The organism is Nocardia sp. CDC159 (genome assembly GCF_023740735.1).
Taxonomy (GTDB): Bacteria; Actinomycetota; Actinomycetes; order Mycobacteriales; family Mycobacteriaceae; genus Nocardia; species Nocardia pulmonis.
Map to the genome: position 1 here is coordinate 67,544 of NZ_JAMRXH010000021.1, position 24,126 is coordinate 91,669.

The 24,126-nt window shown below is 69.1% G+C and carries 20 protein-coding genes and 1 tRNA gene; 7 read left to right on the top strand and 14 right to left on the bottom strand.

The window, feature by feature from the left end:
- Window positions 1–32 precede the first annotated feature (32 nt).
- The 3 genes from NDR87_RS32670 to NDR87_RS32680 all read right to left on the bottom strand — a co-directional run bounded on the left by NDR87_RS32670 (window position 33) and on the right by NDR87_RS32680 (window position 2,793).
- A complete protein-coding gene (locus NDR87_RS32670; RefSeq protein ID WP_251917720.1) occupies window positions 33–2,300 on the bottom strand; it encodes an excinuclease ABC subunit UvrA in 2,268 nt (755 codons plus the stop codon).
- Window positions 2,301–2,331: 31 nt separating this feature from the next.
- A complete protein-coding gene (locus NDR87_RS32675; RefSeq protein WP_251917721.1) occupies window positions 2,332–2,571 on the bottom strand; it encodes a hypothetical protein in 240 nt (79 codons plus the stop codon).
- 137 nt (window positions 2,572–2,708) lie between these two features.
- Window positions 2,709–2,793 (bottom strand) — tRNA-Leu (locus NDR87_RS32680).
- A gap of 388 nt (window positions 2,794–3,181) precedes the next feature.
- On the opposite strand from NDR87_RS32680, the gene NDR87_RS32685 reads away from it, so the two are divergent.
- Together NDR87_RS32685 and NDR87_RS32690 are read left to right on the top strand one after the other, a co-directional pair.
- Window positions 3,182–12,496, top strand: coding sequence for a type I polyketide synthase (locus NDR87_RS32685; RefSeq protein ID WP_286014307.1), 9,315 nt, complete (start codon window positions 3,182–3,184; stop codon window positions 12,494–12,496).
- A gap of 203 nt (window positions 12,497–12,699) precedes the next feature.
- Window positions 12,700–13,122 (top strand): holo-ACP synthase, encoded by a 423-nt coding sequence (locus NDR87_RS32690; protein WP_251917722.1) that lies wholly within the window; start codon window positions 12,700–12,702, stop codon window positions 13,120–13,122.
- Here the strand turns inward: NDR87_RS32690 and NDR87_RS32695 are convergent.
- The gene (locus NDR87_RS32695; RefSeq protein WP_286014320.1) at window positions 13,119–13,751 is read right to left on the bottom strand and encodes a TetR/AcrR family transcriptional regulator; all 633 of its coding nucleotides are present in this window, start codon (window positions 13,749–13,751) and stop codon (window positions 13,119–13,121) included. The genes NDR87_RS32690 and NDR87_RS32695 overlap by 4 nt on opposite strands.
- 271 nt (window positions 13,752–14,022) lie before the next feature.
- Between NDR87_RS32695 and NDR87_RS32700 the strand changes: the two genes are divergently transcribed.
- The gene (locus tag NDR87_RS32700; protein WP_251917723.1) at window positions 14,023–15,303 is read left to right on the top strand and encodes a hypothetical protein; all 1,281 of its coding nucleotides are present in this window, start codon (window positions 14,023–14,025) and stop codon (window positions 15,301–15,303) included.
- A 69-nt stretch (window positions 15,304–15,372) separates the two neighbouring features.
- Here the strand turns inward: NDR87_RS32700 and bcp are convergent, their stop codons facing one another.
- Window positions 15,373–15,846, bottom strand: a complete 474-nt coding sequence (bcp, locus tag NDR87_RS32705; protein ID WP_251917724.1) for a thioredoxin-dependent thiol peroxidase — start codon at window positions 15,844–15,846, stop codon at window positions 15,373–15,375.
- 98 nt (window positions 15,847–15,944) lie between these two features.
- Here bcp and NDR87_RS32710 point away from each other — a divergent pair, with 98 nt between their 5' ends.
- Window positions 15,945–16,169 carry a DUF3618 domain-containing protein gene (locus tag NDR87_RS32710; protein WP_251917725.1) on the top strand — a complete coding sequence of 75 codons (225 nt, stop codon included), beginning with the start codon at window positions 15,945–15,947 and terminating at the stop codon, window positions 16,167–16,169.
- Between the two features lie 68 nt (window positions 16,170–16,237).
- On the opposite strand, the gene NDR87_RS32715 is transcribed toward NDR87_RS32710, so the two are convergent.
- Window positions 16,238–16,549 (bottom strand): excalibur calcium-binding domain-containing protein, encoded by a 312-nt coding sequence (locus NDR87_RS32715; protein ID WP_251917726.1) that lies wholly within the window; start codon window positions 16,547–16,549, stop codon window positions 16,238–16,240.
- A gap of 130 nt (window positions 16,550–16,679) precedes the next feature.
- Window positions 16,680–17,657 (bottom strand): pirin family protein, encoded by a 978-nt coding sequence (locus NDR87_RS32720; protein WP_251917727.1) that lies wholly within the window; start codon window positions 17,655–17,657, stop codon window positions 16,680–16,682.
- Between the two features lie 61 nt (window positions 17,658–17,718).
- On the opposite strand from NDR87_RS32720, the gene NDR87_RS32725 reads away from it, so the two are divergent.
- A complete protein-coding gene (locus tag NDR87_RS32725) occupies window positions 17,719–18,180 on the top strand; it encodes a MarR family winged helix-turn-helix transcriptional regulator (RefSeq protein WP_251917728.1) in 462 nt (153 codons plus the stop codon).
- Between the two features lie 22 nt (window positions 18,181–18,202).
- Here NDR87_RS32725 and NDR87_RS32730 read toward each other — a convergent pair whose 3' ends face one another.
- From NDR87_RS32730 to NDR87_RS32750, 5 genes are all read right to left on the bottom strand, one after another.
- Window positions 18,203–19,219 carry a crotonase/enoyl-CoA hydratase family protein gene (locus tag NDR87_RS32730; protein WP_251917729.1) on the bottom strand — a complete coding sequence of 339 codons (1,017 nt, stop codon included), beginning with the start codon at window positions 19,217–19,219 and terminating at the stop codon, window positions 18,203–18,205.
- Between the two features lie 54 nt (window positions 19,220–19,273).
- Window positions 19,274–19,609: a hypothetical protein gene (locus tag NDR87_RS32735; protein WP_251917730.1), complete on the bottom strand. Its 336-nt coding sequence runs from the start codon at window positions 19,607–19,609 to the stop codon at window positions 19,274–19,276.
- The gene (locus NDR87_RS32740; protein WP_251917731.1) at window positions 19,606–19,758 is read right to left on the bottom strand and encodes a LuxR C-terminal-related transcriptional regulator; all 153 of its coding nucleotides are present in this window, start codon (window positions 19,756–19,758) and stop codon (window positions 19,606–19,608) included. The genes NDR87_RS32735 and NDR87_RS32740 overlap by 4 nt, the downstream gene beginning before the upstream one ends.
- Entirely contained in the window at window positions 19,755–20,909 is a 1,155-nt protein-coding gene (locus NDR87_RS32745) for a sensor histidine kinase (protein WP_251917732.1), read from the bottom strand. The genes NDR87_RS32740 and NDR87_RS32745 overlap by 4 nt, the downstream gene beginning before the upstream one ends.
- Before the next feature lie 134 nt (window positions 20,910–21,043).
- A complete protein-coding gene (locus NDR87_RS32750) occupies window positions 21,044–21,511 on the bottom strand; it encodes a MarR family winged helix-turn-helix transcriptional regulator (protein WP_251917733.1) in 468 nt (155 codons plus the stop codon).
- A 71-nt stretch (window positions 21,512–21,582) separates the two neighbouring features.
- On the opposite strand from NDR87_RS32750, the gene NDR87_RS32755 reads away from it, so the two are divergent.
- The gene (locus NDR87_RS32755) at window positions 21,583–21,957 is read left to right on the top strand and encodes a cupin domain-containing protein (protein ID WP_251917734.1); all 375 of its coding nucleotides are present in this window, start codon (window positions 21,583–21,585) and stop codon (window positions 21,955–21,957) included.
- Window positions 21,958–21,969: 12 nt separating this feature from the next.
- Here NDR87_RS32755 and NDR87_RS32760 read toward each other — a convergent pair whose 3' ends face one another.
- Both NDR87_RS32760 and NDR87_RS32765 read right to left on the bottom strand, forming a co-directional pair.
- Window positions 21,970–22,632, bottom strand: coding sequence for a TetR/AcrR family transcriptional regulator (locus NDR87_RS32760; protein WP_251917735.1), 663 nt, complete (start codon window positions 22,630–22,632; stop codon window positions 21,970–21,972).
- A gap of 85 nt (window positions 22,633–22,717) precedes the next feature.
- Complete coding sequence (locus tag NDR87_RS32765; RefSeq protein ID WP_251917736.1) at window positions 22,718–23,041, bottom strand: hypothetical protein; 324 nt, start codon at window positions 23,039–23,041, stop codon at window positions 22,718–22,720.
- 3 nt (window positions 23,042–23,044) lie between these two features.
- On the opposite strand from NDR87_RS32765, the gene NDR87_RS32770 reads away from it, so the two are divergent.
- Complete coding sequence (locus NDR87_RS32770; RefSeq protein WP_251917737.1) at window positions 23,045–23,938, top strand: hypothetical protein; 894 nt, start codon at window positions 23,045–23,047, stop codon at window positions 23,936–23,938.
- Window positions 23,939–24,126 lie beyond the last annotated feature (188 nt).

Here is a 24,126-nt window from a genome sequence, read left to right on the forward strand (position 1 = left end):
GTGTTTATTCGATTGCGGTACAGGACGTCTCGTCAGGCGCCGGGTGCCGACATCCCGCGGTCGAGGTCACGCCTGACGTACTCCGCGGTGTGGGAGTTCCGAGCCTCGAGCAGTTCGGCCGGGGTGCCTTCGAAGACGATGCGGCCACCGTGGCGGCCGCCGCCGGGACCGAGGTCGATGATGTGGTCGGCGTGCTCGATGACATCGAGGTCGTGTTCGACGACCAGCACGGTGTTGCCCGCGTCGACCAGGCGGTCCAGCAGGTTCAGCAGGGTGTCGATATCGGACATGTGCAGGCCGGTGGTGGGTTCGTCGAGGATGTAGATGCCACCGGATTTGCCGAGTTCGCCCGCGAGCTTCAGCCGTTGGCGTTCGCCGCCGGACAGTGTCGACAGGGGTTGTCCGAGCGTGAGATAGCCGAGCCCGACATCGACCAGTGAACTGATCCCACGGCGGATCGTGCGGTCGGGGAACAACTGCGCGGCCTCTTCCGCGGTCAGGGCCAGCACGTCCACGATGGTCTTGCCGCCCAGGGTGTAGGCGAGGACGTCGGGGTCGTAGCGGTTGCCGTGGCAGCGTTCGCAACTCGTGGTCACCGGATCCATGAACGCCATGTCGGCGGTGATCTCGCCGCGGCCGCCACAGCCGCGGCACGCGCCTTTGCTGTTGAACGAGAAAAGCCCGGCGTCAACGCCATTGGCGTCGGCGAATGCCTTGCGGATGCGGTCCATGACACCGAGATGGCTCACCGGCGTCGACCGCGGGGAGATGCCCAACCCGGCCTGATCGACGACGACGGACTCGGGGTGCTCGGCGGCGAAGACCTCCGTCACGAGTGTCGACTTCCCCGAGCCCGCGACGCCGGTGAATACCGTGAGCGCGCCGGTGGGGACATCGACGCTCACATCGCGCAGATTGTGCAGGTTCGCGTGCTCGACACGTAGATACCCAGTGGGCGTGCGGAATTCGGATTTCACGGCGCCACGGCGGCGGAGCGCGCGACCGGTGGCGGTGTCGGCAGCGCACAGGCCGGCATAGTCGCCTGTATAGACGATCTCGCCGCCGTGGACACCGGCCGCCGGACCCATGTCGACGAGGTGGTCGGCCACCGCGATGACGTCGCGATCGTGTTCGACCACCAGCACAGTATTTCCCTTGTCCCGCAACTGTTTCAGCAGCGTGTTCATCCGGCCCACATCACGCGGGTGCAGGCCCACGCTCGGCTCGTCGAAGATGTAGGTCATCCCAGTCAGCGAGGAACCGAGAAACCGCACCATCTTCAATCGCTGCGCCTCACCACCGGACAGGGTGGTCGTCTCGCGGCCCAGGTTCAGATAACCCAAACCGATGTCGACCAGCCGCCGCAATCCGGCAATGGCCTGCTCGGCCAACGGTGTACCGAGCGGATGGTCGATCTTGCCGAGCACCTCGACGAGTTCGGCCACCTCCATGATCGCGTAGTCGTCGATGGTGTGACCGTTGATCCTCGTCCGCAGCGCCGCCCGGTTGAGCCGCGCCCCGCGACACAGCGGGCACACGCCCTGGGTCGTGCACTGCTCCAAGGCCTTTCGCGTGCGCGCCGACAGCGTCGACAGATCTCGATTCAGATACAGGCGGTGGAACTTGTCGAGCAGGCCCTCATAGCTCGTCCACGGGCCGGACCGCGTCGGCTCCGAACCCTCGCGGGGGCCGTGGACGAGGTTGTCCCACTCGGTCTCGCTGTACTCGGCGACCGGCTTGTCCAGGTCGAACAGTCCCGAGGCGGCGAACATCTGCCACTGCACGGTGCCGACCGCGAACAGCGGAAACCGCAATGCCCCCTGGTTCAGCGACAACGACCGGTCGATCATGGCGTCCAGATCGACGGTGGTGGTCCGACCGAGCCCGTCACAACGCGGGCACGCACCTTCGGGCGTGTTGAACGAGTATGCCGTCGCCATCCCCGCCGATGGTTCCCCGGCGCGGGAGAACAGTACGCGGATGATCGAATAGATATCGGTGGCGGTGCCGACAGTCGAGCGGGCATTGCCGCCGATCGGCTTCTGATCCACCACCACCGCGGTGGTCAAACCCTCGATCCGATCCACATCCGGCTTCTCGTAGTGTGGCATCCGGGCGCGCACGAACGTCGTGAACGTCTCACCCAGCTGGCGCTGCGACTCCACCGCGACAGTCCCGAACACCAGTGACGACTTCCCCGAACCGGAGACGCCGGTGAACACCGTGACGGTGTCCTTCGGAACCGACAGCGAGACGTTCTTCAGATTGTGCTCCCGCGCGCCGTCGATCACGATCTCCACAACGACTCCTCTCATTCTGTCGGCCACGACGCTATGGGCCGTATAGGTCACTCGGTGACCTACTCGAATGTCGGGATGGCTTCCCCACCACGGCGACCGGGATCTCGACCGAGGGCGCGCCGGTAGCGGGCGTCGAAGTGGAGTGGGGCGCGTTCTGCGTCAGCAGGCTCCACCAGATGTTGCCGGTCTGGGTGGCCGTGCGCCCGGCCACATGCCGGTAGACCTCACCCACGACGAAATCCTCGAAGTAGCGTCCCTGGCCGATGTCCACCGGCCCACGCTCTCAGTCTCGAGACCGCCGCGGCATGGATCCTCGCCTCATAAATCGCCGCCGTCGTTGTGCCTGATCACAACGCGCGGGGTCCATTGAACGCACGTCCGTCGAAACCAACGGAACTGCTGGGGATGTGGTGCGCGAGGGGGGACTTGAACCCCCACGTCCGAGGACACTGGAACCTAAATCCAGCGCGTCTGCCAATTTCGCCACTCGCGCATGATGGTACGACCGTCCAAACTCTACCGGGCTTGACCGGGTTCGCGAAGCACTGGTCGGGTGTTTCGTACTGGTGAGTAACACCACCTGGGATTATAACAATTTGGTAACGGGCAATGTGAGGGACCCTCAACTTTACTAACGGTCGGTAACGGGGTGGGAGCAGCGGGTTTGAAACATGAGGGAGAGTCATGTTTCGGGGGATTCTTGGACGGGGGTACCGGAATACCGAGGGGTAACCCCCTGGTCGGCGGTGGAACATGAGGAATCCCTCATGATTTTGTGCCATCCTCGGCTGCAATCAGGTCCTCAGGGGCGAGGGACACCTGCGCACGGAGGAGCGGCCCCCTCGAGGGACGAGCCGCCATGAGAAGGAAGTCGATACGTCTTGACGATCAACGAGAGCACCGGGACCGGATCGAGCGCGAAGGTGGCGGCTGGGGGAGCGGCGGACAGGGCGGTCAAGGCGTCGCTGCTGGATCGGCTGCTGGGAGGCGAGACCTATGCCCTGGCCTTCGGTGGGCAGGGTGCGCGGTGGCTGGGCGAACTCGACGAGATCGGGCGCGACGGCGCTCTGGAGCCCGAGCTGACGGCGTTGGTGAACGAGGCGGCCGCGCTGCTGGAGCCGGTGGCGGCGAAGCTGCTCACGGTGCGCCCCATGGGTTTCGACCCGATCGCGTGGATGCTCGAGGACGATCTGGCCGATCCCGAGCAGGGCGAGGTATCGGCGGCGCCGTCGGAGCAGGCGCTGCGCTCGGCCGCGATCTCCATGCCCGGTGTGTTCCTGACCCAGGTGGCCGCGCTGCGGGCGCTGAAGCTGCAGGGCCTGGATCCGGCCGCGCACGCGCCGGTCGCGATCGTCGGGCACTCCCAGGGCCTGCTGGCCGCCGCTGCCGCGCGCGCCGGTGGTGAGCGCGATGCCGAACTGCTCGCGCTGGCCCAATTGATCGGCGCCGCGGCCACTCTCGTCGCCCGTCGGCGCGGTCTGCTCCCGATCGGGGAGCGCTCGCCCATGGTGGCGGTGTCCAACGTCGATCCGGAGCGGCTGCGCGAGGTCGTGGCCGAGGTGTCGCAGGGCGTGGATCCCGTTGCGGCGGCGGTGGTCTCGATCCGCAACGGCCGTCGCCGGGCGGTGCTGTCGGGTACCGTCGCCCAGCTCGAGCGGGTACGCCAGCGCTGCGCCGAGATCCACGACGAGCAGACCCGCGAGCGCGAGGCCAAGAAGCGCGGTGGCGCGGTGTTCGCTCCGGTGTTCGAGGATGTCGAGGTCGAGGTCGCCTTCCACCACCCGGCCCTGGCCGACACCGTGGATCTCGTTGCGGGATGGGCGAATCAGTGCGGTATCGACGGCGAGACGGCCGTCGAGCTCACCCGCCGGATCCTGGTCGATCCGGTGGACTGGGTGGAGATCGTGGACACGGTGGTGGGTCAGGAGACCGACTGGATCCTGGATCTGGGCCCCGGCGATCTGCTCACCCGCCTGACCCTCGGCTCGCTCAAGGGCACCGGTGTCGGCATCGTCGCCGCGTCCACCCGCCCCGGCCAGCGCAGCCTGTTCACCCCGGGCGCGGCGCCCGAGGTCGCGCCCGCGTGGTCCGCCTACGCCCCCAAGCCGGTGCGCCTGCCCAACGGCCGCATCGTGGTGGAGACCTCGTTCACCCGGCTGACCGGCCGCTCGCCGATTCTGCTCGCCGGCATGACCCCGACCACCGTGGACGCGAAAATCGTTGCGGCCGCGGCGAATGCGGGCCACTGGGCCGAGCTGGCCGGTGGCGGTCAGGTGACCGAGCAGATCTTCGCCGACCGGGTGGCCGAGCTGAAGACGCTGCTGCATCCGGGGCGCGCGGTGCAGTTCAACTCGCTGTTCCTGGATCCCTACCTGTGGAAGCTCCAGCTGGGCGGCAAGCGGCTGGTGCAGCGTTCGCGGGCCGCGGGCGCGCCGTTCGACGGCGTCGTGGTGACCGCGGGCATCCCCGAACTCGACGAGGCCGTGGCGCTGATCGAGGAGCTGACCGAGGTCGGCATCACCCACGTGGCCTTCAAACCCGGTACGGTCGCCCAGATCCGGGCCGTGCTGCGCATCGCCGACGCGGTGCCGAACTACCCGGTGATCATGCACATCGAGGGCGGTAAGGCCGGTGGGCATCACTCCTGGGAGGACCTCGACGACCTGCTGCTGGCCACCTACGCCGAGCTGCGCAACCGCGCCAATGTGATCATCTGCGTCGGCGGCGGCATCGGCACCCCCGAACGCGCCACCGAGTACCTGACCGGCGAATGGGCGCTGCCACACGGTTATCCGGTCATGCCGTTGGACGGCGTGCTGGTCGGCACGGCGGCCATGGCCACGCTCGAGGCCACCACCGCCCCCGAGGTGAAGCAGCTGCTGGTGGCCACCCCCGGCACCCCGGACTGGGTGGCCGCGGGCACCGCCTCCGGTGGAATGGCCTCGGGCCGTAGCCAATTGGGCGCGGACATTCACGAGATCGACAACTCCGCCTCGCGCACCGGCAGGCTGCTGGACGAGGTCGCGGGCGACGCCGAGGCGGTCGCGGCGCGGCGCGGCGAGATCATCGAGGCGCTCAACCGCACGGCCAAGCCGTATTTCGGCGATGTGGCGACCATGACCTACCTGGAGTGGCTGGAGCGCTACGTCGAGCTGGCCGTCGGCCTGGACCGGCGCAAGGATTTCGACTGCGGCACCGATTTCGGCGACGTGCTCGCCGACGTCAACCGCTCGGTGTGGCTGGACATCACCTGGCGCGACCGGTTCGCGGAGATGATGCGCCGCACCGAATCCCGGCTGCATCCGGCCGATCGCGGCGCGATCGCCTCGCTGTTCGCCACCGACGACGCGTTCGAGCAGCCGGTGCAGGCGATCTGCCGTCTGAAGGAGACCTACCCGGCCGCGGCCAATACCGTGCTGCACCCGGCGGATGTGCCGTTCTTCGTTTCGCTGTGCAAGACCCCGGGCAAGCCGGTCAACTTCGTGCCGGTGGTCGATGCCGACGTGCGGCGCTGGTGGCGTTCGGATTCGCTGTGGCAGGCCCATGATCCGCGCTATTCGGCCGATCAGGTCTGCGTCATCCCGGGAACCGTCTCGGTCGCGGGCATCACCCGCGCCGACGAGCCCGTGGGCGAACTGCTGGACCGCTTCGAACAGGACACCGCCTACGCGCTGATCCGCGGCGGGGTCGCCCCCCGGGCCGTGGACGGCCGCCGTCGCGTCGAGGTGACCGCGGGTGCGATCGATATCGTGCTGGCCGCCCCCGATGTGCAGTGGGCCGGGCGTACCACCGTCAATCCCGTGCACCGCCTGGGTGATCTGGATAAATGGAGCGCCGACGAGAAGGGTGTGGTGCACCACCCGACCGGCGCGACACTGGTCGCCACCGAGGGGCCCGAGGACCACGCCTACGTGGAACTGACCGTGCCGCTACTGGGTAGCGACGCGGTGCGCATCCGGATCACCGTGCCGACGTCGGTCTACAACGGTGGCGCGCCGGTGATCACCGAGGGCGACGCCGAGGCCGCGATGTCGGCGCTGCTGGCGGTGGCCGCCGGGCGGGAGCTGCCGGAGGTCAAGTCCGCCAACGGGACTCATGTCGCGCACGTGAATCTGGCCTGGACCCCGGACCTGATCGCCGACCACGCCGGAGTCACCGGCTCGGGGCTGCCGCCCACGCTGAGCACCATCGGCCGCGTCGTGCCGGACGTGCTGGTGGGCGCGTGCTGGCCCGCGGTGTTCGCGGTGCTGGGCGCCACCCGCACCGCCGACGGGCTCGGTGTCATCGAGGGCATGCTGGATCTGGTCCACCTCGATCACCAGATCGATCTGTGCGGTGAATTGCCCTCGGCCACAAGCGTTCTCGCGGTGCGCGCGGAGGCGGGCGAGACCGTCGACACCGATATGGGCCGCGTCGTCGAGGTGCGGGTGAAGATCACGGCGATGCTCGACAAGGTCGAGACCGGCATGTCGATGCCCACCGTCGCCACCCTCACCGAGCGCTTCGCGATTCGCGGCCGCAACGGTCAGCACACGCTGACCGATCCGCCGCGCGCCGCGGGCACGGTGTCGGCCGAGGTGACCGACACGCCCCGCAGGAGGCGTCGCGATGTGACCATCACCGCGCCGCGGGCGATGGCCGCGTTCGCGGAGGTCTCCGGCGATCACAACCCGATTCACACCAGCGAGGCCGCGGCCAAGCTGGCCGGGTTGGGCAGCCCGATCGTGCACGGCATGTGGCTGTCGGCCGCCGCGCAGCACGCGGTCTCGGCGATCGATCCCGAATCGGCCTTGCCGCCACGGACTTTGACCGCTTGGACCACGCGTTTCCTGGGCATGGTGCGCCCGGGTGCGGAGATCGATGTGCGGGTCGAGCGGGTCGCGGTGGATCGCGGCAGCGAGATCGTCGAGGTGTCCTGCCGCACCGGCGGTCAGCTGGTGATGGCCGCGACCGGCCGGATCGCGGCTCCCAGGACCGTCTACGCCTTCCCGGGGCAGGGCATTCAGACCAAGGGGATGGGTCTGGACGCGCGCTCGCGCTCCAAGGCTGCCAAGGAGGTCTGGGACCGCGCCGACAAGCACACCCGCGAGGCGCTGGGCTTCTCGATTCTGGCCGTGGTGCGCGACAACCCGACCTTCCTCAAGGCGCGTGGCGTGGAATACCGCCACCCGCAGGGGGTCCTGCATCTGACCCAGTTCACCCAGGTCGCCATGGCGACCCTCGGTGTGGCCCAGGTCGCGGAGCTGCGCGAGGCCGGTGCGTTCGTGGAGGGCGCCATGCTGGCCGGGCATTCGGTCGGCGAGTACAACGCGCTGGCCGCCGTCGCCGGGGTGCTGCCGCTGGAGGCGGTGCTCGAGGTGGTGTTCCAGCGCGGCTCGGCCATGCACGAGCTGGTGCCCCGGGATGCCCAGGGCCGCAGCGACTATCGGATGGCCGCCATTCGCCCCTCCCAGATCGGTCTGCCCGATGCCGAGGTCGTGGACTTCGTGGCGAGCATCGCCGAGCGGTCCGGGGAATTCCTCGAGGTGGTGAACCTGAACCTGCGCGGGGCCCAGTACGCGATCGCGGGCACGGTCCGCGGTCTCGAGGAGCTGGAGGCCGAAATCGAGCGTCGCCGTGCGGAATTCGGCGGCAAGCGGGCGTTCATCCTGGTGCCCGGCATCGATGTGCCGTTCCATTCCACGGTGCTGCGCAAGGGTGTTCCGGAGTTCCGAACCAAGCTCGAGGAGCTGCTGCCCGCCGACCTGCATCCGGAAGTGCTTGCCGGGCGCTACATTCCGAACCTGGTGCCGCGGCCGTTCTCGCTCGAGCGAGACTTCATCGCCGAGATCGCCGGATACGTGCCCTCCGAGCCACTGGCTCGGGTGCTGGCCGACTGGGACGACTGGGCCGCGCGGCCGAACGAGCTGTGCCGGGTGGTGCTGATCGAGCTGCTGGCCTGGCAGTTCGCCAGCCCGGTGCGCTGGATCGAGACCCAGGACCTGCTGTTCACCGATACCGCGCACGGCGGGCTCGGCGTGGAGCGGTTCATCGAGATCGGTCTGGCCGCGACGCCGACCGTGGCGAATCTGGCAAGCAATACGCTCAAGCTGCCGCAGTTCGGCACCGCCAAGGTCGAGGTGCTCAATATCGAGCGCGAGGCCGCGGTCGTGTACGCGACCGATACCGATCCGGCTCCGGCCGACGAGCCGGAAGAGACCGTGGCCGAAGCGGTTTCGGCCACCCCCGCGGCGGCGGCGCCCAGCGCTGTGCCCGCCTCCGCCCCCACCGGCGGCCCCCGCCCCGACGACATCGCCTTCACCGCCGCCGACGCCACCCGTGTGCTGATCGCGCTGTGGACCAAGCTGCGGCTGGATCAGATCGGCCCGGTGGACACCATCGAGGGCCTGTGCGACGGTGTGTCCTCGCGGCGCAATCAGCTGCTGGTGGACCTCGGTTCGGAGCTGTCGCTGGGCGCGATCGACGGCGCGGCGGATGCGGACATGGGCGCGCTGTCGGCGACCGTGGAGCGGCTCGCCCGCACCTACAAGCCGTTCGGGTCGGTGCTGTCCGATGCCATCGGCGATCATCTGCGCAAGGTCTTCGGCCCGTCCGGCAAGCGCCCGGCGGCGGTCGCCGATCGGGTCAAGAAGGTCTGGCAGCTCGGCGACGGCTGGGCACACCACGTCACCGCCGAGGTGTCGCTGGGTACCCGCGAGGGCGCGAGCGTGCGCGGCGGCGAACTGGGCGGGCTGGTCTCGGGTGCGCTGTCCGACGGGGCCGCGGTGGACGCGGCCATCGATGCGGCCGTCCAGGCGGTCGCGGCGCGGCGCGGGATCAGCGTGAGCCTGCCCAGCGCGGGCGGTGGCGGCGGCGCGACCGTGGACGCGGCGGCGCTGGGCGAGTTCACCGAGCAGATCACCGGCCGCGACGGCGTGCTGGCACAGGCTGCCCGGGTGATCCTGGAATCGCTCGGGCACGCCGAGCAGGCGTCGGCCCCGGAGGCCACCGACGACTCGCTGGTCGATCTGGTGTCGGCCGAATTGGGTTCGGACTGGCCGCGTCTGGTCGCCCCGGTGTTCGACGGTCGCCAGGCGGTGCTGATCGACGACCGGTGGGCCAGCGCCCGCGAGGATCTCGCCCGGCTGTGGCTGGCCGAGGACGCGCGGGTGGCGGAGCTGCCCACCGACGGATTCGCCGGTGCCGGGGACGCCGTTGCGGCGCAGGCGGACTGGTGGCGGCAGCGCGCTATGAAGCAGGCCCGCTCGGTGCTGGCCGGGACCTACGAGCGCATTGCCGAGGTGGCGCGCCAGACCCGTGAGGCGGGCGTCTGGTCCTCGGATACGGCCGTGATCACCGGTGCCAGTAAGGGTTCCATCGCCGCGGCGGTCGCCGGGCGGCTGCTGGCCGGTGGTGCGACCGTCGTGGTGACCACCTCGCGGCTCAACGACGCGCGGCTGAGCTTCTACAAGACGCTCTACCGCGAGCACGCCCGCCACGGTGCGGCGCTGTGGGTGGTGCCCGCGAATATGGCCTCGTATCAGGACATCGATGCCCTGATCGACTGGGTCGGCAACGAGCAGACCGACAATGCCGGTGGCGCGAAGGTTTTGGTCAAACCCGCCATGACCCCGACGCTGTTGCTGCCGTTCGCCGCGCCGCGGGTGGCCGGTGACCTCTCCGATGCGGGCGCTCGCGCGGAGCTGGAGATGCGGGTGCTGCTGTGGTCGGTGGAGCGGTTGATCGGCGGGCTGTCCAAGCTCGGCGCCGACCACGATGTGGATTCGAAACTGCATGTGGTGCTGCCGGGTTCGCCCAACCGCGGCATGTTCGGCGGCGACGGCGCGTACGGCGAGTCCAAGGCGGCGCTGGACGCGGTGGTGGCCAAGTGGCGCGCGGAGAAGTCCTGGGCGCAGCGGGTCACACTGGTGCACGCGCTGATCGGCTGGGTGCGCGGCACCGGGCTGATGGGCCACAACGATCCGCTGGTGGCCGCGGTCGAGAAGGCCGGGGTGCAGACCTGGTCGACCCAGGAGATGGCCGACGAACTGCTCAAGTGGTGCACCTCGCGGGCACGGGTGGTGACCACGCAGGGGCCGCAGCAGATCGACCTCACCGGCGGCCTGGCGCGGGCCAAGCTGGATCTGCCCGCGCTGGCCAAGCAGGCCGAGCCGGACGAAGGCTCCTCGGAGGCAATCGAATCCGAGGGGCGCACGATCTCGGCCCTGCCGACCCCGCCGACGCTGACCTCGGCGCTGCCGACCCCCGAATGGGGCGCTGTCACGGCGGATCTCGACGATATGGTCGTGATCGTCGGCGCCGGTGAGCTCGGCCCCTACGGTTCGGCACGGACCCGGTTCGAGATGGAGGTCGACGACCGGCTGTCCACCGCGGGCGTGCTGGAACTGGCCTGGACGACCGGCATGGTCACCTGGGAGAACGATCCCAAGCCGGGTTGGTACGACGCCGAGACCGGGGACTACGTCGACGAATCCGAGCTGGCCGAGCGGTATCACGACGCGGTCGTGGAGCGCTGCGGCATCCGCCGCTACGGCGACGACGGCGCCATGACCGACAACACCGCGCCGCTGCTCACCTCGGTGTTCCTCGACAAGGATCTGAGCTTCGTGGTGAACAGCGAGGCCGAGGCGCGGGCGTTCTACGCGGCCAATCCGGATTCGACGGTCATCACCCCGGTGGCGGATTCGGGCGACTGGCAGGTGACGCGCAAGGCGGGCACCGAGATTCGGGTGCCGCGGCGGGCGAAGCTGTCGCGCACGGTCGGCGGCCAGATCCCGACCGGCTGGGATCCCACCAAGTGGGGCGTCTCGGCGGATATGGCGGGTTCGATCGACCGGGTGGCGCTGTGGAACATCGTCTGCACCGTCGACGCGTTCCTGTCCTCCGGATTCACCCCGGCCGAGCTGATGGGCTGGCTGCATCCGGCGATGGTGGCCAACACCCAGGGCACCGGCATGGGCGGCATGTCGTCGATGCGCTCGCTCTACATCGACAACCTGCTGGGTGAGCCGCGGGCCAACGACATCCTGCAGGAGGCCCTGCCGAATGTCGCGCTGGCGCATGTGGTGCAGTCCTACGTCGGCAGCTACGGCGCGATGATCCATCCGGTGGCGGCGTGTGCCACGGCGGCGGTGTCGGTCGAGGAGGGTGTCGACAAGATCAAGCTGGGCAAGGCCGATCTGGTCGTGGCCGGTGGTTACGACGATCTGGGCATCGAGGGCATCGTCGGCTTCGGCGACATGTCGGCGACCGCGGATTCGGCGGCCATGAGCGCCAAGGGGATCAGCGACCGCTACTTCTCGCGGGCCAACGATCGCCGTCGCGGCGGCTTCGTCGAATCCCAGGGCGGCGGCACGGTGCTGCTGGCGCGCGGCAGCGTGGCGGTCGAGATGGGGCTGCCGGTGCTGGGCGTGGTGGCCTACGCGCAGTCCTTCGCCGACGGCGTGCACACCTCCATTCCCGCACCGGGATTGGGCGCGCTGAGCGCCGGGCGCGGCGGGGCGCAGTCGCGGCTGGCGAACGAGCTGCGCAAGCTGGGCGTCTCGGCCGATGACATCGCGGTGGTGTCCAAGCACGACACCTCCACCGCCGCCAACGATCCCAACGAGTCCGAGCTGCACGAGCGGCTCGCCGCGGCGCTGGGTCGCTCCGACGGCGCCCCGCTGTTCGTCATCTCGCAGAAGTCCCTCACCGGGCATGCGAAGGGCGGCGCGGCGGCGTTCCAGATGATCGGCCTGTGCCAGGTGCTCGCCCACGGCGTCATCCCGCCCAACCGCAGCCTCGACTGCGTGGACGAGAAGATGGCCGAGTATCCGCACCTGGTGTGGCTGCGCGAACCGCTGCGGATGGGAGATCGCTTCCCGCTCAAGGCCGGTCTGGTCACCTCGCTCGGCTTCGGCCACGTCTCGGGCCTGCTGGCGATCGTGCATCCGCAGGCCTTCCTCGAGGCCATCGACCCGGCCCGGCGCGAGCAGTACCTGCGCCGCGCCGAGGGGCGTCAGCTCGCCGGACGTCAGCGGCTGGTCGAGGCGATGTGCGGCGGGGCCCCGCTGTACGAGCGGCCCGCCGATCGCCGCCTGGGCGGTGACGGCACCCCGGCCAAGCAGATCCGCCAGCTCGAGGCGGATGTGCTGCTGGGTGCGGAAGCCCGGCTCGCGGACGGGGTGTACACGGTTCCGGGGACCGACTGCCGGTAACGCGGGCCGATAACGGCGGTGCCTGCTTTCGAGCGGGCACCGCCGTTCTGTTCGCTGAGGGGAGGCGGTGGGCGGGGACCCCTATTTGTTCCCCGTGAGTAGGTCTCGTTCGATGCCCGGGTGTGGGTGGGGGCCGGGATAGCATGGCCGGGTTCGGCTGGTATGCGGTCTGTTTCGGGGCCGCGCGACTTCTAGGGGCGGCGTTGACGATTCTTGGGATCGGGCTGGACCTGGTGACCATTTCCGAGTTCGCCGAGCAACTGCAGCGGGCCGGGACGACGATGTTGCGGGAGAGCTTCACGGTGGGGGAGCGGCGGTATTGCGAGAGCAAGGGGACCGAACCGGCGCGTAGCTATGCGGCGCGGTGGGCGGCCAAGGAGGCGGTGCTCAAGGCGTGGGCCTCCTCGCGGTTCGCGCGCAGCCCGCAGATCGGAGACAACCCGTATCCGCTTATCGAGGTGGTGAACGACGCGTGGGGGCGGCCGAGTATCAAGCTGCACGGGCTGGCGGCGGAGTTCCTGCCTCGGGTGCGGGTGCATCTGTCGCTGACCCACGACGGGGATACGGCCGCGGCGATGGTCGTGCTCGAGGATCCGGGTGAGCTCGCGGATCTGATCGAGAACTAGGCCTGCGGCTCCTTCTGCCCGCCGCTGCGCGATTCCTTCTCGGCGACAAGCAGATAGGCCACCATCAGCCGCTTCAGCTCCGAGACGGCGTCCTGGTGGCGCAGGCCGTCCTGGACGGAGAAGTTCAGCATCGAATACACCACGTGCACCAGCACCTGGGCCATCATCGACCGGCGGGCCCGCGGTGTGCGCGGCATGAGCGGCCGCAGCATCTGCTGGACCACCTCGGCGAATTCCTTCTCGTGGATGGCCCCGGTGGCCCGGGTGGACGGCGTGGACTGCATGGCCAGCCACACCTCGCGCCGGGACGGATCGGTCATCCACAGGTCGGCCAGGTGATCGACCAGCTTGTTCATGTGGCGTAACCAGTCCATCGAGGGGATCTCGCCGTGGAAGTCGGCCAGCTCCTGCGAAACCGCCACCAGATCCTGGCGATTGAGCTCGCAGACGATCACGTATTTGTTGGCGAAGAACTGATACAGCGTCCCGATCGGCACCTCGGCGCGGGCCGCGACCTCCTCGCAGGTGAACGATTCGAAGCCGACCTCGACCAGCAGCTCTCGCGACGCCTGTAGCAGCGCGTCGAATTTGCGCTTGCTGCGCTCCTGGGTGGGGCGGCGCCGGGGCATCAACTCCTGGGGGTCGTCCTGCAATTCCAGGGCGGGATCCGGACGTCTGCTCGCCCTCGTAGCCGTACGCGTCTCCACCACACACTCAGGCTAGCGGTAGCGACACGCGGATGACACGCGGCTACGCCGTCCGTGTCGGGTTTCGTGGCCGGTCATGACCCATCCACGCCGGACATGGTGACGAACACATACCGAGGAGGAGTACCTCGAGACCTGTCGACTCAGTGCATCGGAGGCGTGATCTGTGGCTCGATCTGCGGTGACTCTAGGCGTGTCCACCGAACGCGGCACCGTCCACGCGGTGGCGTTGTCCGACGACGACGGGCGGCTGCCCGAACGGGTGCTCGTCCAACGATCCGTGCGGATTCGCGGCGAAGGTAAACCCGAGCTCGCCCAGGCCGTCGAGGTGGCGCTGGAGAGTCTCGCCGACGAGATCGGTCCCGATCGGGAGATCGTCGGCGCGGCCGTCACCTATCGTGACGCGGCCGAGCGGCGAGCGATCGTGAGCGGCCTGGCGGACGGGGCCTGGCACGACGCCTCGCTGGTGTCGGTCAAATCGGCCCATCTGGCCCTGGCCGGGGCGATGAGCTGGGTCGACGAATTCGAGAATCTCGCGATCTGCGAGGTGGTTCCGGGCCATCAGGCGTTCTCGCTGATCTCGCCCGAGCGCGATCGAGTGGTTTCGGCGGTCGCCTCGACCGGGGCGGTGGTGACCAAGGAGACCATGGTCCCGGCGGTGACGGCGGCGTGGGATCAGTTCGACGCGGCGGGTGTGCGGCCCGATGCGGTGGTGCTGATCGGTTCGGCGGCAAGTGAACCGGCGGTCGCCTCGGCGCTGGCGGCCGGATTCGGGGCGCCCATCCTGCCGTCCCGGGTGGCGGCGGCCGGATCGGCCATCGGCGCGGCGCTGGTGGCGCTGCCGGAGTCGGCCGGTGTGGTGGACGCCGGTGAGCGCGCGCGGTTCAGCCGCAGCACCGCGGCCCTGTTCGCGGCGGCGAGCGTGCTGGCGGGCGGACTGGTCGCGGGCGGGGTGTACGAGATCAGCCGCACGCGCTCCGACGGCACGCCGGTACTCGCCGACGCCCGCGTGGCGGCCGATTCCCATCGGACTCGCCCGATGGAGGAGCAACTGCCCTTCGTGCCGGAGCCGGTGGTGGCACAGGAGCATCCGGAAATGCCGGTGGTCGCCGATTCGGGATCGCCCTCCACCGAACCCGTTGCCACGGTGGTCACCCTCGACACGACCACCATGACCTGGGGACCGGAGGGTACCCGCCGCCTCAATTTACGTCAGGACACGCAGTCCAACCCCGCTGGCGAGGACACGGAGGCCGCCAAGGCGCCCGCGCCGGCGATGCCCGAAACCGGTTCGGCGGGAACGGCACCCGCCACCCCCGGCACCTCCCCCGCGGTGGCTCCGAACGGATCCCTGCTGTTCCCGGGTGAGCCGGCCCCGCCCGAAATCACCAGCCCCGAATTCATGCAATGGTGGGACAACCATTGGCGACTGACGATGCAGTGGGCGTCGGCTCAGGTGATGCCACGAACGTGATTCCGGAATAGGCGTCACGACTTCAGTCTCTGGAAGTCCCCGGCCGCGAAGCGGCCGGGGACTTTTCGTTTACACCGACAAATCGCGGCGCAGCTTCGCGACGTGGCCGGTGGCGCGCACGTTGTATTGCGCCAGCTCGATTTTGCCCTGTTCGTCGACCAGGAAGGTGGAGCGGATCACGCCGGTGATCTTCTTGCCGTACATGGTCTTCTCGCCGAAGGCGCCCCAGGCCTGTAGGACCTCGCGGTCGGGGTCGGACAGGAGTGGGAAGGTGAGGTTCTCGTTGTCGCGGAACTTGGCCAGTTTGGCGGGCTTGTCGGGGGAGATGCCTAGGACATCGATCCCGGCGCCGTTCAATTCGGCCAGACTGTCGCGAAAATCGCACGCCTGCTTGGTGCACCCGGGGGTGCTGGCCGCGGGGTAGAAGTAGACGATCACCTTCCGGCCGCGATAATCGGCGAGCGACACCTCCTTGCCGTCGGCATCGGGGAGGGTGAACTCGGGCGCGGTATCGCCGACATTCAAGCGGTGATTCTCTGTCATGCCCAAGCACGGTAATAGACGGCTGTGACACGGACGGCACATCCCGGCGACCGATAGACTCGAGGCTTCAGCGACGCACATCGACTACAGGAGACAACGTGGCGAGGGATACCGAGCGCATCGAGCAGGAGATCGAGGCGGCACGCAACCGGCTCGCGCACACACTCGACGAGCTCGCGGTGCGGGCCGATCCCCAGCGGATCGCCGACAACACCAAGCAGGCCGTGCTGGCGAAGGTGAACGAGCCGAAGGTGAAGTACAGCCTGATCGGGGCGGGCGCGCTGGTGGTGCTGCTGGTGCTGGTCAAGATCTTCCGTCGCTGAGCCCCCACGAATACGAAACACCCGGTGTGGCAGTGCGCCACACCGGGTGTCGTCGTTTTATCGGTCTCTCAGACCGTCGGGCAGGCCATGCCGGTGCCGTCCGGGTCGAGGTGGGGGGAGTAACCCGGCTCGCCGCGGAACAGCGGAGCCCGGCCCGCGGCGCGCGCCTCGTCACAGTTCCTGAAGGTGCGACCACCGGCGGAACCGGTCTGGGCCAGGCCGGACGATCCGGTAGCGCCGATCAGATCATCGATGCCCGACGATCCGGTGCCCGCCGAACCGGAGGGGATGAAGGGGTCGGCGGTAGCGGTCGGAGCGAGCGGGGCGGCGAGGGTGACCAATCCCGCGCTCACAGTCACGATGAGCCTGCGAACGTTCATGTATTCCTCGTTGTCTGCTGCGATGTGTATGCGGTCCGACCGACACTCCCCGCGGTGAAACGGGTCGGGAACCGCGGGGTCTACCTTTGTGATGGTGAGTGTCGTTGTCAACCGCACGGCCGATCCTCGCTCATTCGCCCAGGCGTTTACCGGTCAGATGCTCGGCCGGAACCCGACCCATCCGACCCGCCTCGAAATCCTCGATGGCCTCGATGATTTCGTGCCGCGCGTTCATCACGAACGGCCCGTACTGCACCACCGGCTCGCGAATCGGCTGCCCGCCCAGCAGCAGGACTTCGAATTCGCCCGTCGGCGTGTCCTGCCGCTCGTCGGCGGTGACGGTGATCGCCGCACCGTGCCCGAACACCGCCAGCCGACCCGCCCGCACCGGTCGCCTCTCCGCGCCGACGGTACCGCTGCCGGACAGCACATACGCCATCGCCGAGAAATGCTGCGGCCACGGCATTTCCAGGCGCGCGCCCGGACCGATCGAGGCGTGCGCGTAGGAAATGGGCGTACAGGTCGAGCCGGGCCCGGTGAATCCGCCGAGTTCGCCCGCGATGATGCGGACCAGCGCGCCGCCGTCGTGCGAACTCACCAGCGTCAGCTGCGAGGACCGCAGATCCTGATAGCGCGGTGGGGTCATCTTCTTCTCGCGCGGCAGATTCACCCACAGCTGTATGCCGTGGAACAGCCCACCCGAGACGACCAGCTCCTCGGCGGGCAGCTCGTCGTGCAGGATGCCCGCACCGGCGGTCATCCACTGCGTATCGCCCTCGCCGATGGTGCCCCCGCCGCCGTTGGAGTCGTGGTGGACCATGGTCCCGTCGAGCATGTACGTCACGGTCTCGAAGCCGCGGTGCGGATGCCAGGGCGCACCCTTGGCCTCGTACGGCTCGTACGCCACCGGTCCCATCTGATCGAGCAGGATGAACGGATCGGCGTAGCGCAGCTCCAGGCTGGGGAAGGGGCGGTGCACCTCGAAGCCCGCGCCCTCGCGCTGGGTGTTCGCGGTTACGACGGCGGTGACCGGCCGCTGCCGCTCGGTCAGGTCCGGGCGGGGCAGGCGCGGCAGCACCAGGATGTTGTCGACGGTGATGGCGGGCATCGGGACCTCCTCGGTCGCGTTTGGTGTCCATGTCAACCAAACTCCGATTAGGATCATTCCCATGGTGCGATGGCTCAGCGAGGACGAGCAGGCGACCTGGTCGGCGTTCATCCGGATGCGGCAGCGTCTGGACGCGGCGATGGCGGCCGGGCTGGCCCGCGACGGGTTGTCGATGCCGGACTACGAGATTCTGGTGGCCCTGTCGGCCGCGCCCGGGGACTGCCTGCGCGCGCGGGATCTGGCCGCCGAGATCTGCTGGGACAAGAGCAGGCTGTCGAAGCATCTGGCGCGCATGGATTCCCGCGGGCTCGTCGAGCGCAGCCCGGCCGCCGACGACGCGCGGGGCGTTGTCGTCCGGCTGACCGGGCACGGGCGGCGGGCGCTCGAACAGGCCGCGCCCAATCATGTGGCATTGGTGCGCCGCCTGTTCGTCGACGAGATGACCGACGAGGAGGCCAAGGCGGTTCGCTCGCTGTCGGAGCGGGTCGTGGCGGCGGCAGAACGCGCCACGGCCCTCGACTGACCGGACGCACGCGGCGGCCGGGCTAGGTGGCCGCGTGCTTCCCGTCGCCGAAGGGCTCGTCGCGTTCGCGCACCGCCTCGCGGAAACCCACGGTGGCGGCGCGCAATTGGAAGGCGTAACCCTCGCGGGTATGCCGGGAGATGCCGTCGAAGACCGTGCCGATCATGCCGGAATTGGCCACCCCCTGGGCCAGCAGCGCGCTGTTGAGCGCGAGTTTGGCCATGATGAGCTGATTGATCGGAACCTGCGAAATCCGGTGCAGCAGTTGCTCGGTGCGCTCGTCGAGCTCCTCGGCCGGGCAGGACTCCACCGCGAGCCCCCATTCGGCGGCCTGCCTGCCGGTGAGACAGTCTCCGGTGAACAACAACCGCTTGGCCCGCTGATCCCCGAGCCGATGCGCCCACATCCCCGCGGCGGGAATGCCCCACACCCGGGTCGGCGGATAGCCGATCTTCGTATCGTCGGCGCAGATGATCTGATCGGCGAACAGCGCGATATCGCTACCGCCCGCGATGGCGAAACCGTGCAGCTTGGCCACCGTCGGCTTGTTCGCGTACAGCAGACTCGCGAAGCCCCGGTTGCAGCGGCTCATCATCTGATAGTCGAGCATGGGATCCCAAGTGCCCCAGGGATTGTGATTGCGCGCCTGTGCCACCGGATCGAGCACCGTCCCGGTCGCGGGCCGCGCGGACCGCTGCGGCCGGAGCCCGCCCGCGGCGAGGATCGACAGATCGTACCCACCGCAGAACCCCTTCCCCCGCCCCGACACCACGATGACATGCACCCGCGGATCCAGATCGGCCCGTTCGACCGCATGCGCCAGATCGAGCGGGGTGTCGGCGGTGATGGCATTGCCGTGCTCGGGCCGATCGAAGGTGATCCGCGCGATGCGGCCGGTGACCTCGTAGGTCAGGGTGGGGTAGGAGGCCTGGTCGGCGGGCGTGGGACGGTCGGCGAAGGGGGTATCCGCACCGGCGGTGGCAGCCTCCCGCCAGGCGGCGGGACGGGTACCGCTGTGGTGCTCATAATCGGGGGACACTCAAGAAGTGAACTCCCGTTCATTTCTTGGTGTCAAGAGGGGACCGAGTAATGACTACTCGCTATCGGTGCGGCGCTCACCCCACGGTTTCACGGGCGGTTTGACCCACAGGATCTTCTCGTCGAGGTTGTGTCGTTGGGCGGCAGGGTGATTCGGGTGGCGGGCGGCCCAGGCGTCCTTTTCGTCCAGTAGCTCGGCGACCAGGTGCCAGGTCTCGTCGGTGCCGGGTGGGTTGGTGGCGGCGGAGCGGGCCAGTTTGCGGCGGGTGGCGGGTGGGAGGGAGCGCAGGTCTGCGCCGGTGATGCCGCGGTGCCAGGCGTAGGCGGCCAGGCGGCGGGCCTTGTCGGCGCGGCCCTTGGCGGCGTGGTCGGTGTGGGCGTAGTCGGTCATGGCTCGGCCAATCCGTGGTGGTAGGCGTAGCGGACGGCGTCGGCGCGGTTGCGGGTGCCGATCTTGGCGAAGGCGTGGTTGATATGGGTCTTCACTGTGGCCTCCCGGTCGACCACGAGCACCCGGATCGGCGCGTCGCCCTCGCTCACTCCGGAACCTCCGCCGTCACCTGCCATCCCCGCCCGTCCAGCCCGGGCCCGGCCGACAGACTGCCGCCCACCAGCGCGATGCGTTCGCGCATCCCGGTCAAACCGTACTCGCCCGCGGCATTCGAGTCGCCATTGCGCGCGGCCGGATTGTGCACCGACAGGCGCACCCGGGCGGGATCGAAGCTGAGCACGATCGACACCGGCGCACCCGGCGCATGTTTGCTCGCGTTGGTGAGCGCCTCGCGGGCCGTGCCGAGCAGTGACACCGCGGCCGCCGAATCGACCGGGCGCGGGGTGCCGGTCACCTGGCAGTCGACGGTCATGTGATGATCGCGCCGGTAGCCGTCGACGAGCCCGCGTAACCCCTCGTCCAGTGGTGGAATGTCGTGGCGCAGCGCGGCAACCGCGGCCCGGGCCTCGGCCATCCCGTTCGCGGCCAGCCGCCGCGAGCGCCGCACCCGGGCCAGTGCGCCCGGTACATCGCCCTTCTCACTCAGCAGTCCCTCGGCCACGTCGAGCTGAACGGCCAGCGCGCCGAGGGAATGCGCGAGCACGTCGTGCAGTTCGCGGGCGATGCGGGTGCGCTCGTCGAGCGCGGCGGCCCGCGCCTGCTCGTGCTGGGTGCGGCGGGTCTGTTCGAGCAGCAGTGCGGTCTGCCGCACGCGCAGCAGATACTGCCGCCGGTACAGGCCCAGCAGCATGAGTGCGCACAGGATGATCAGGTGGATCACCAGATCGGCGGATTGCCTTGCGAGCAGCGAACTCGCCGCGAGCGCCGCACCGTCCGCCACGGTCGCGGCCAGGATGAGCAGCGCGCTGGCCGACAGTTGCTGGCTCAGCACGCCGATCGCCGCGAAGGTCATGATCAGCGCGGACGAATCGCCCGGCCCCACCACGGCCGCGCCGATCAGTGCGCCGCCGATCAACGCGGCCAGGGCCGGGCGCGGCCAGCGGGTGTCGAGGATCGCGAAGGATACGATCCCGAGGTAGACCGCGCCCAGTGCCGCCCACAGCCAGAGCGGGATCGGCCCGGCGTGGTTGTAGACCAGATTCACCGCCAGTAGTGCGCAGACGACCAGGCGCATGAGCGGGCTGTTCTCCGGGGCGTCGCCGATCAGTCGCCGACCGACGGTGCGCAGCCGCTGCCGCATGATCCTCCTCGCCGTGTTCGCACTCCTGCGCGCATTCTCGTCCCAGGTGGTTCGTTGCGCAGACCATCCGGGGGTGGAGATCGGGGTGGAAGATGCGGGTCGGACTGCGTTCCCGGCCGCGCGCGGTATGGCTACTACCACGCCGCGGGCCGCACCCGCCCCGGACGCACCAGGTGAGCCAGGCCGTTGCGTAGCTCGGAAACCGTTGCCGCGCCGAGATCGTCGGCCCAGCGTGCGGTGAATTCCGTCATCGCCGCCTCGGCGGCCCGGGTCGCGGCCCAACCGCGTTCGGTGAGGGTGATCAACCGGGCCCGGGCATCGCGCGGATGCGGCTGGCGTTGCGCATAGCCCTTGGTCACCAGTTCCTCGACCAGCTGACTGGCCGCCTGCTTGGTGACGCCGAGATGTTCGGCGATCTCGCCCACCGTCGCGCCGTCGGGGGCCATGCGCACGAAGGCGAAGCCGTGACTCGGCCGCACATCGGTGAATCCGGCCGCCACGACACCCGCCTGAATCGCATCGGTGACCTCCGCGGCGGCGGCCAACAGCAGCAGCGGCAGGTCGGGCGCGGGCTTGGGATCGCGGGGCGGCATGACTGCCATCTTGGCACTTGACACAGAAGTCAAGTAGCTTGACTATATGGTCAAGTAAGTTGACTATTAAGGAGTGTTCGATGCCCGTGATTCGCGCCGACGAGGCCCAGGTGCACCAGATGCACAACGCCCGCTTCTTCTCCTATATCCGGCCGGGAACCGGCAGTGCCGAGATCTGTCAGTGGCGGGTGGAGATCGAGCCCGGCACCGTCGGGCAGGCGCATCGCGTCCTGCGCGAGGAGTCCTTCGTAATGCTCGACGGCACAGCGGTGTTGTCCATCGACGGCGAGTCCGCCGCGCTTGCGCCCGGTGATGCCGCGCTCGCCCCCGCCGGTGCGACGATCCGGCTCGACAATCCGGGGGAGCGGGTGGCCGCGCTGCTGGTGACGGTTCCGGTCGGCTTCTGTGGCGAATTGGCCGACGGCACCCGAATCACCCCGCCCTGGGTGAGCTGAGGCCCCCTGCGGTCACGGTGCCGCTCGCTCCGGCCGCGTGATGCCCGCCGCGACGAAATCGATGATCTCCGAACAGATCTCGTCGAGCGTGGGGGCAGGCTCGCGGTCCTGGTCACCGCGGGCGAGTTCCTGAGCCAGCGAGTTGACCGCGCCGATGACCGCGACGGCGAACAGCCGATAGTCGCGCGGGCGGGCCTCCCCGCGCGCCACCGCGCGCTCGGCCTCGCTCCGCAGCAACTCGCCGATGCGCCGCCGCCACTCGCGCCGCCACCCCTCGACCGCGTCGCTGACGCCGACCACCTCGATGTAGCAGACCCGGGCGGACTCCGGCGTCCGGCAGGTGACCTCGAGATAGGCCCGGAAACCGCGTGCGATCCGCTCGGCGATCGGCGCCTCGGCGGCGGTCCGCAGCTCGGTCAGCGCGGCCGCGGCGGCCCGGCCGGTGATGTCGTCGGCGAGGGCGATCAGCAGATTCTCCCGGCTGCCCATCTCGTCGTAGAAACTGCGCGTGGAAATGCTGGCGGCCGAGCACAATTGCTCGATCGAGGTGCCCGCGTACCCCCGGGTGCCGTACAACGCCAGCGCGGCCGTCAACAGGCGCGCCCGCCGCTGCCCGGCCCGCTCCTCGGCGCTGCGGCCCGCGTAGTGCCGTCGCGACCTGCTGCCATCGGTCATGGTCGCGGATCTTTCCATACGGCCGTGCGGGTCACGAGGAGCAGGCGATTGTGGCCGAAGGCCGTCGCGGCCGGGGGCCGCCGTGTCAGAATCCGCAGCAGAGTTGTCCGCCCGATGGGGAAGCGATGGCGCCCGAACGGATCATGGTCTGCCTGCTGTTGACGGGGGCGACAGCCGTGCTGTCGTCGTGCGATCGGAGCGAACCCGCTCCCGTGGAGACGACGATCACCGGACCGCCGATCGCCACGACGGTCGCGGAGCCGAGCACCCAGGCGACGCGGACGGCGTCGCGCGGTTCGGTGATTCCGCACACCGCGAAAATCCCGACCGCGGAGCCGACTTCGGGAGCGCAATTGCCGACGACGGTGATCAGGTCCGATACGACACAGCCGCCGTCGACCAGGCCCACCGAATGACCCTCGACGCCCTGACCGACCGGCCCGGCGCGCTGCGGATCGCCGTCTCCGCGGTCGGCACGATCACCTCGCAGGTCGCGGTCGCCACGGCGGTGCTGTACTACTTCGGCCTGATGTACACCCGCGCGTGGTACGGCTACTTCGGCATCGATGCGAGCATGCTGGGCCTGTCCACCGCGGACTACCTCTACCGCAGCCTCTACGGCGGCTACTGGCCCGCGGTGCTGTTGCTGCTGCTGGTCTCGGTGCTGTACACCGGTCGCCGAGTACCCGTCGTGGTGGCGGCGTGGAGCCGCCGACCGCGACTGGTGCTGCGGGTATGGGCGGCGGCGATTTTCACCGTCGGCGCCGTGCTGCAGGTGCTGGTCGCGGTGGGCATTCTGATCCGGGGTCGGCTGCCCGCGGCCATGAGTCTGTACCTGCCGATCATGCTGGTACTCGGCGCGGCGCTGGTGGGATATGTGATCGCGCTGCGCGCACAGTATCCGGTCCAGCTCGCGGCCCGCTCACGGGCGGCGCCGCCGATCTGGGTGCCGCTGCTGGCGATTGTGCTGCTGATCTGTCTGGGCATGCTGTGGGCCGTCGGGGTCTACGCGCAGCGCCGCGCGAGCGCCGACGCCGCCATCGCCGAGGCGCGCCGGTTCGCCGACCGCCCCGTGGTGCTGCTGTTCAGTGTGGATCGCCTCGGCATCGAGGGCGGTGGTTCGCAAATGGGCGAGATCACCGCCGCGGGTGAGAAATACCGCTACGTCTACAGCGGACTGCTGCTGTTGGCCCGCACACCCGATCGCTACTTCCTGCTGCCCCACGACTGGAAGCCCAAGCGCGACAGGGTTTTCGTGGTCAACAGCGGTGACGGCGTCCGCATCGATCTCGCCCCGCACCCCTGACCCGCGCTCGTGACGCACCGCCACTCCGCGCGAATTGCGTTGGCGCCGTGGGCATCGAGGCGGCGCAACGGCCGTTGCCGAGACGACTTGGAATATGGTTTTCCGCAACGACAATAAGAGTAAACTGTGATGAGCGTCACATCTATGGCAGGCAAACGTAATTCAGCCAGAGAGTCGGGAAGCAATTC

Bases quoted from the DNA above. Each gene is read 5' to 3' on its own strand.
- NDR87_RS32695 (WP_286014320.1), bottom strand. From the start codon at position 13,751: ATGCCCCGGCGCCGCCCCACCCAGGAGCGCAGCAAGCGCAAATTCGAC.
- bcp (WP_251917724.1), bottom strand. From the start codon at position 15,846: ATGACAGAGAATCACCGCTTGAATGTCGGCGATACCGCGCCCGAGTTC.
- NDR87_RS32715 (WP_251917726.1), bottom strand. From the start codon at position 16,549: ATGAACGTTCGCAGGCTCATCGTGACTGTGAGCGCGGGATTGGTCACC.
- NDR87_RS32720 (WP_251917727.1), bottom strand. From the start codon at position 17,657: ATGCCCGCCATCACCGTCGACAACATCCTGGTGCTGCCGCGCCTGCCC.
- NDR87_RS32725 (WP_251917728.1), top strand. From the start codon at position 17,719: ATGGTGCGATGGCTCAGCGAGGACGAGCAGGCGACCTGGTCGGCGTTC.
- NDR87_RS32735 (WP_251917730.1), bottom strand. From the start codon at position 19,609: ATGACCGACTACGCCCACACCGACCACGCCGCCAAGGGCCGCGCCGAC.
- NDR87_RS32745 (WP_251917732.1), bottom strand. From the start codon at position 20,909: ATGCGGCAGCGGCTGCGCACCGTCGGTCGGCGACTGATCGGCGACGCC.
- NDR87_RS32750 (WP_251917733.1), bottom strand. From the start codon at position 21,511: ATGGCAGTCATGCCGCCCCGCGATCCCAAGCCCGCGCCCGACCTGCCG.
- NDR87_RS32755 (WP_251917734.1), top strand. From the start codon at position 21,583: ATGCCCGTGATTCGCGCCGACGAGGCCCAGGTGCACCAGATGCACAAC.
- NDR87_RS32760 (WP_251917735.1), bottom strand. From the start codon at position 22,632: ATGACCGATGGCAGCAGGTCGCGACGGCACTACGCGGGCCGCAGCGCC.
- NDR87_RS32770 (WP_251917737.1), top strand. From the start codon at position 23,045: ATGACCCTCGACGCCCTGACCGACCGGCCCGGCGCGCTGCGGATCGCC.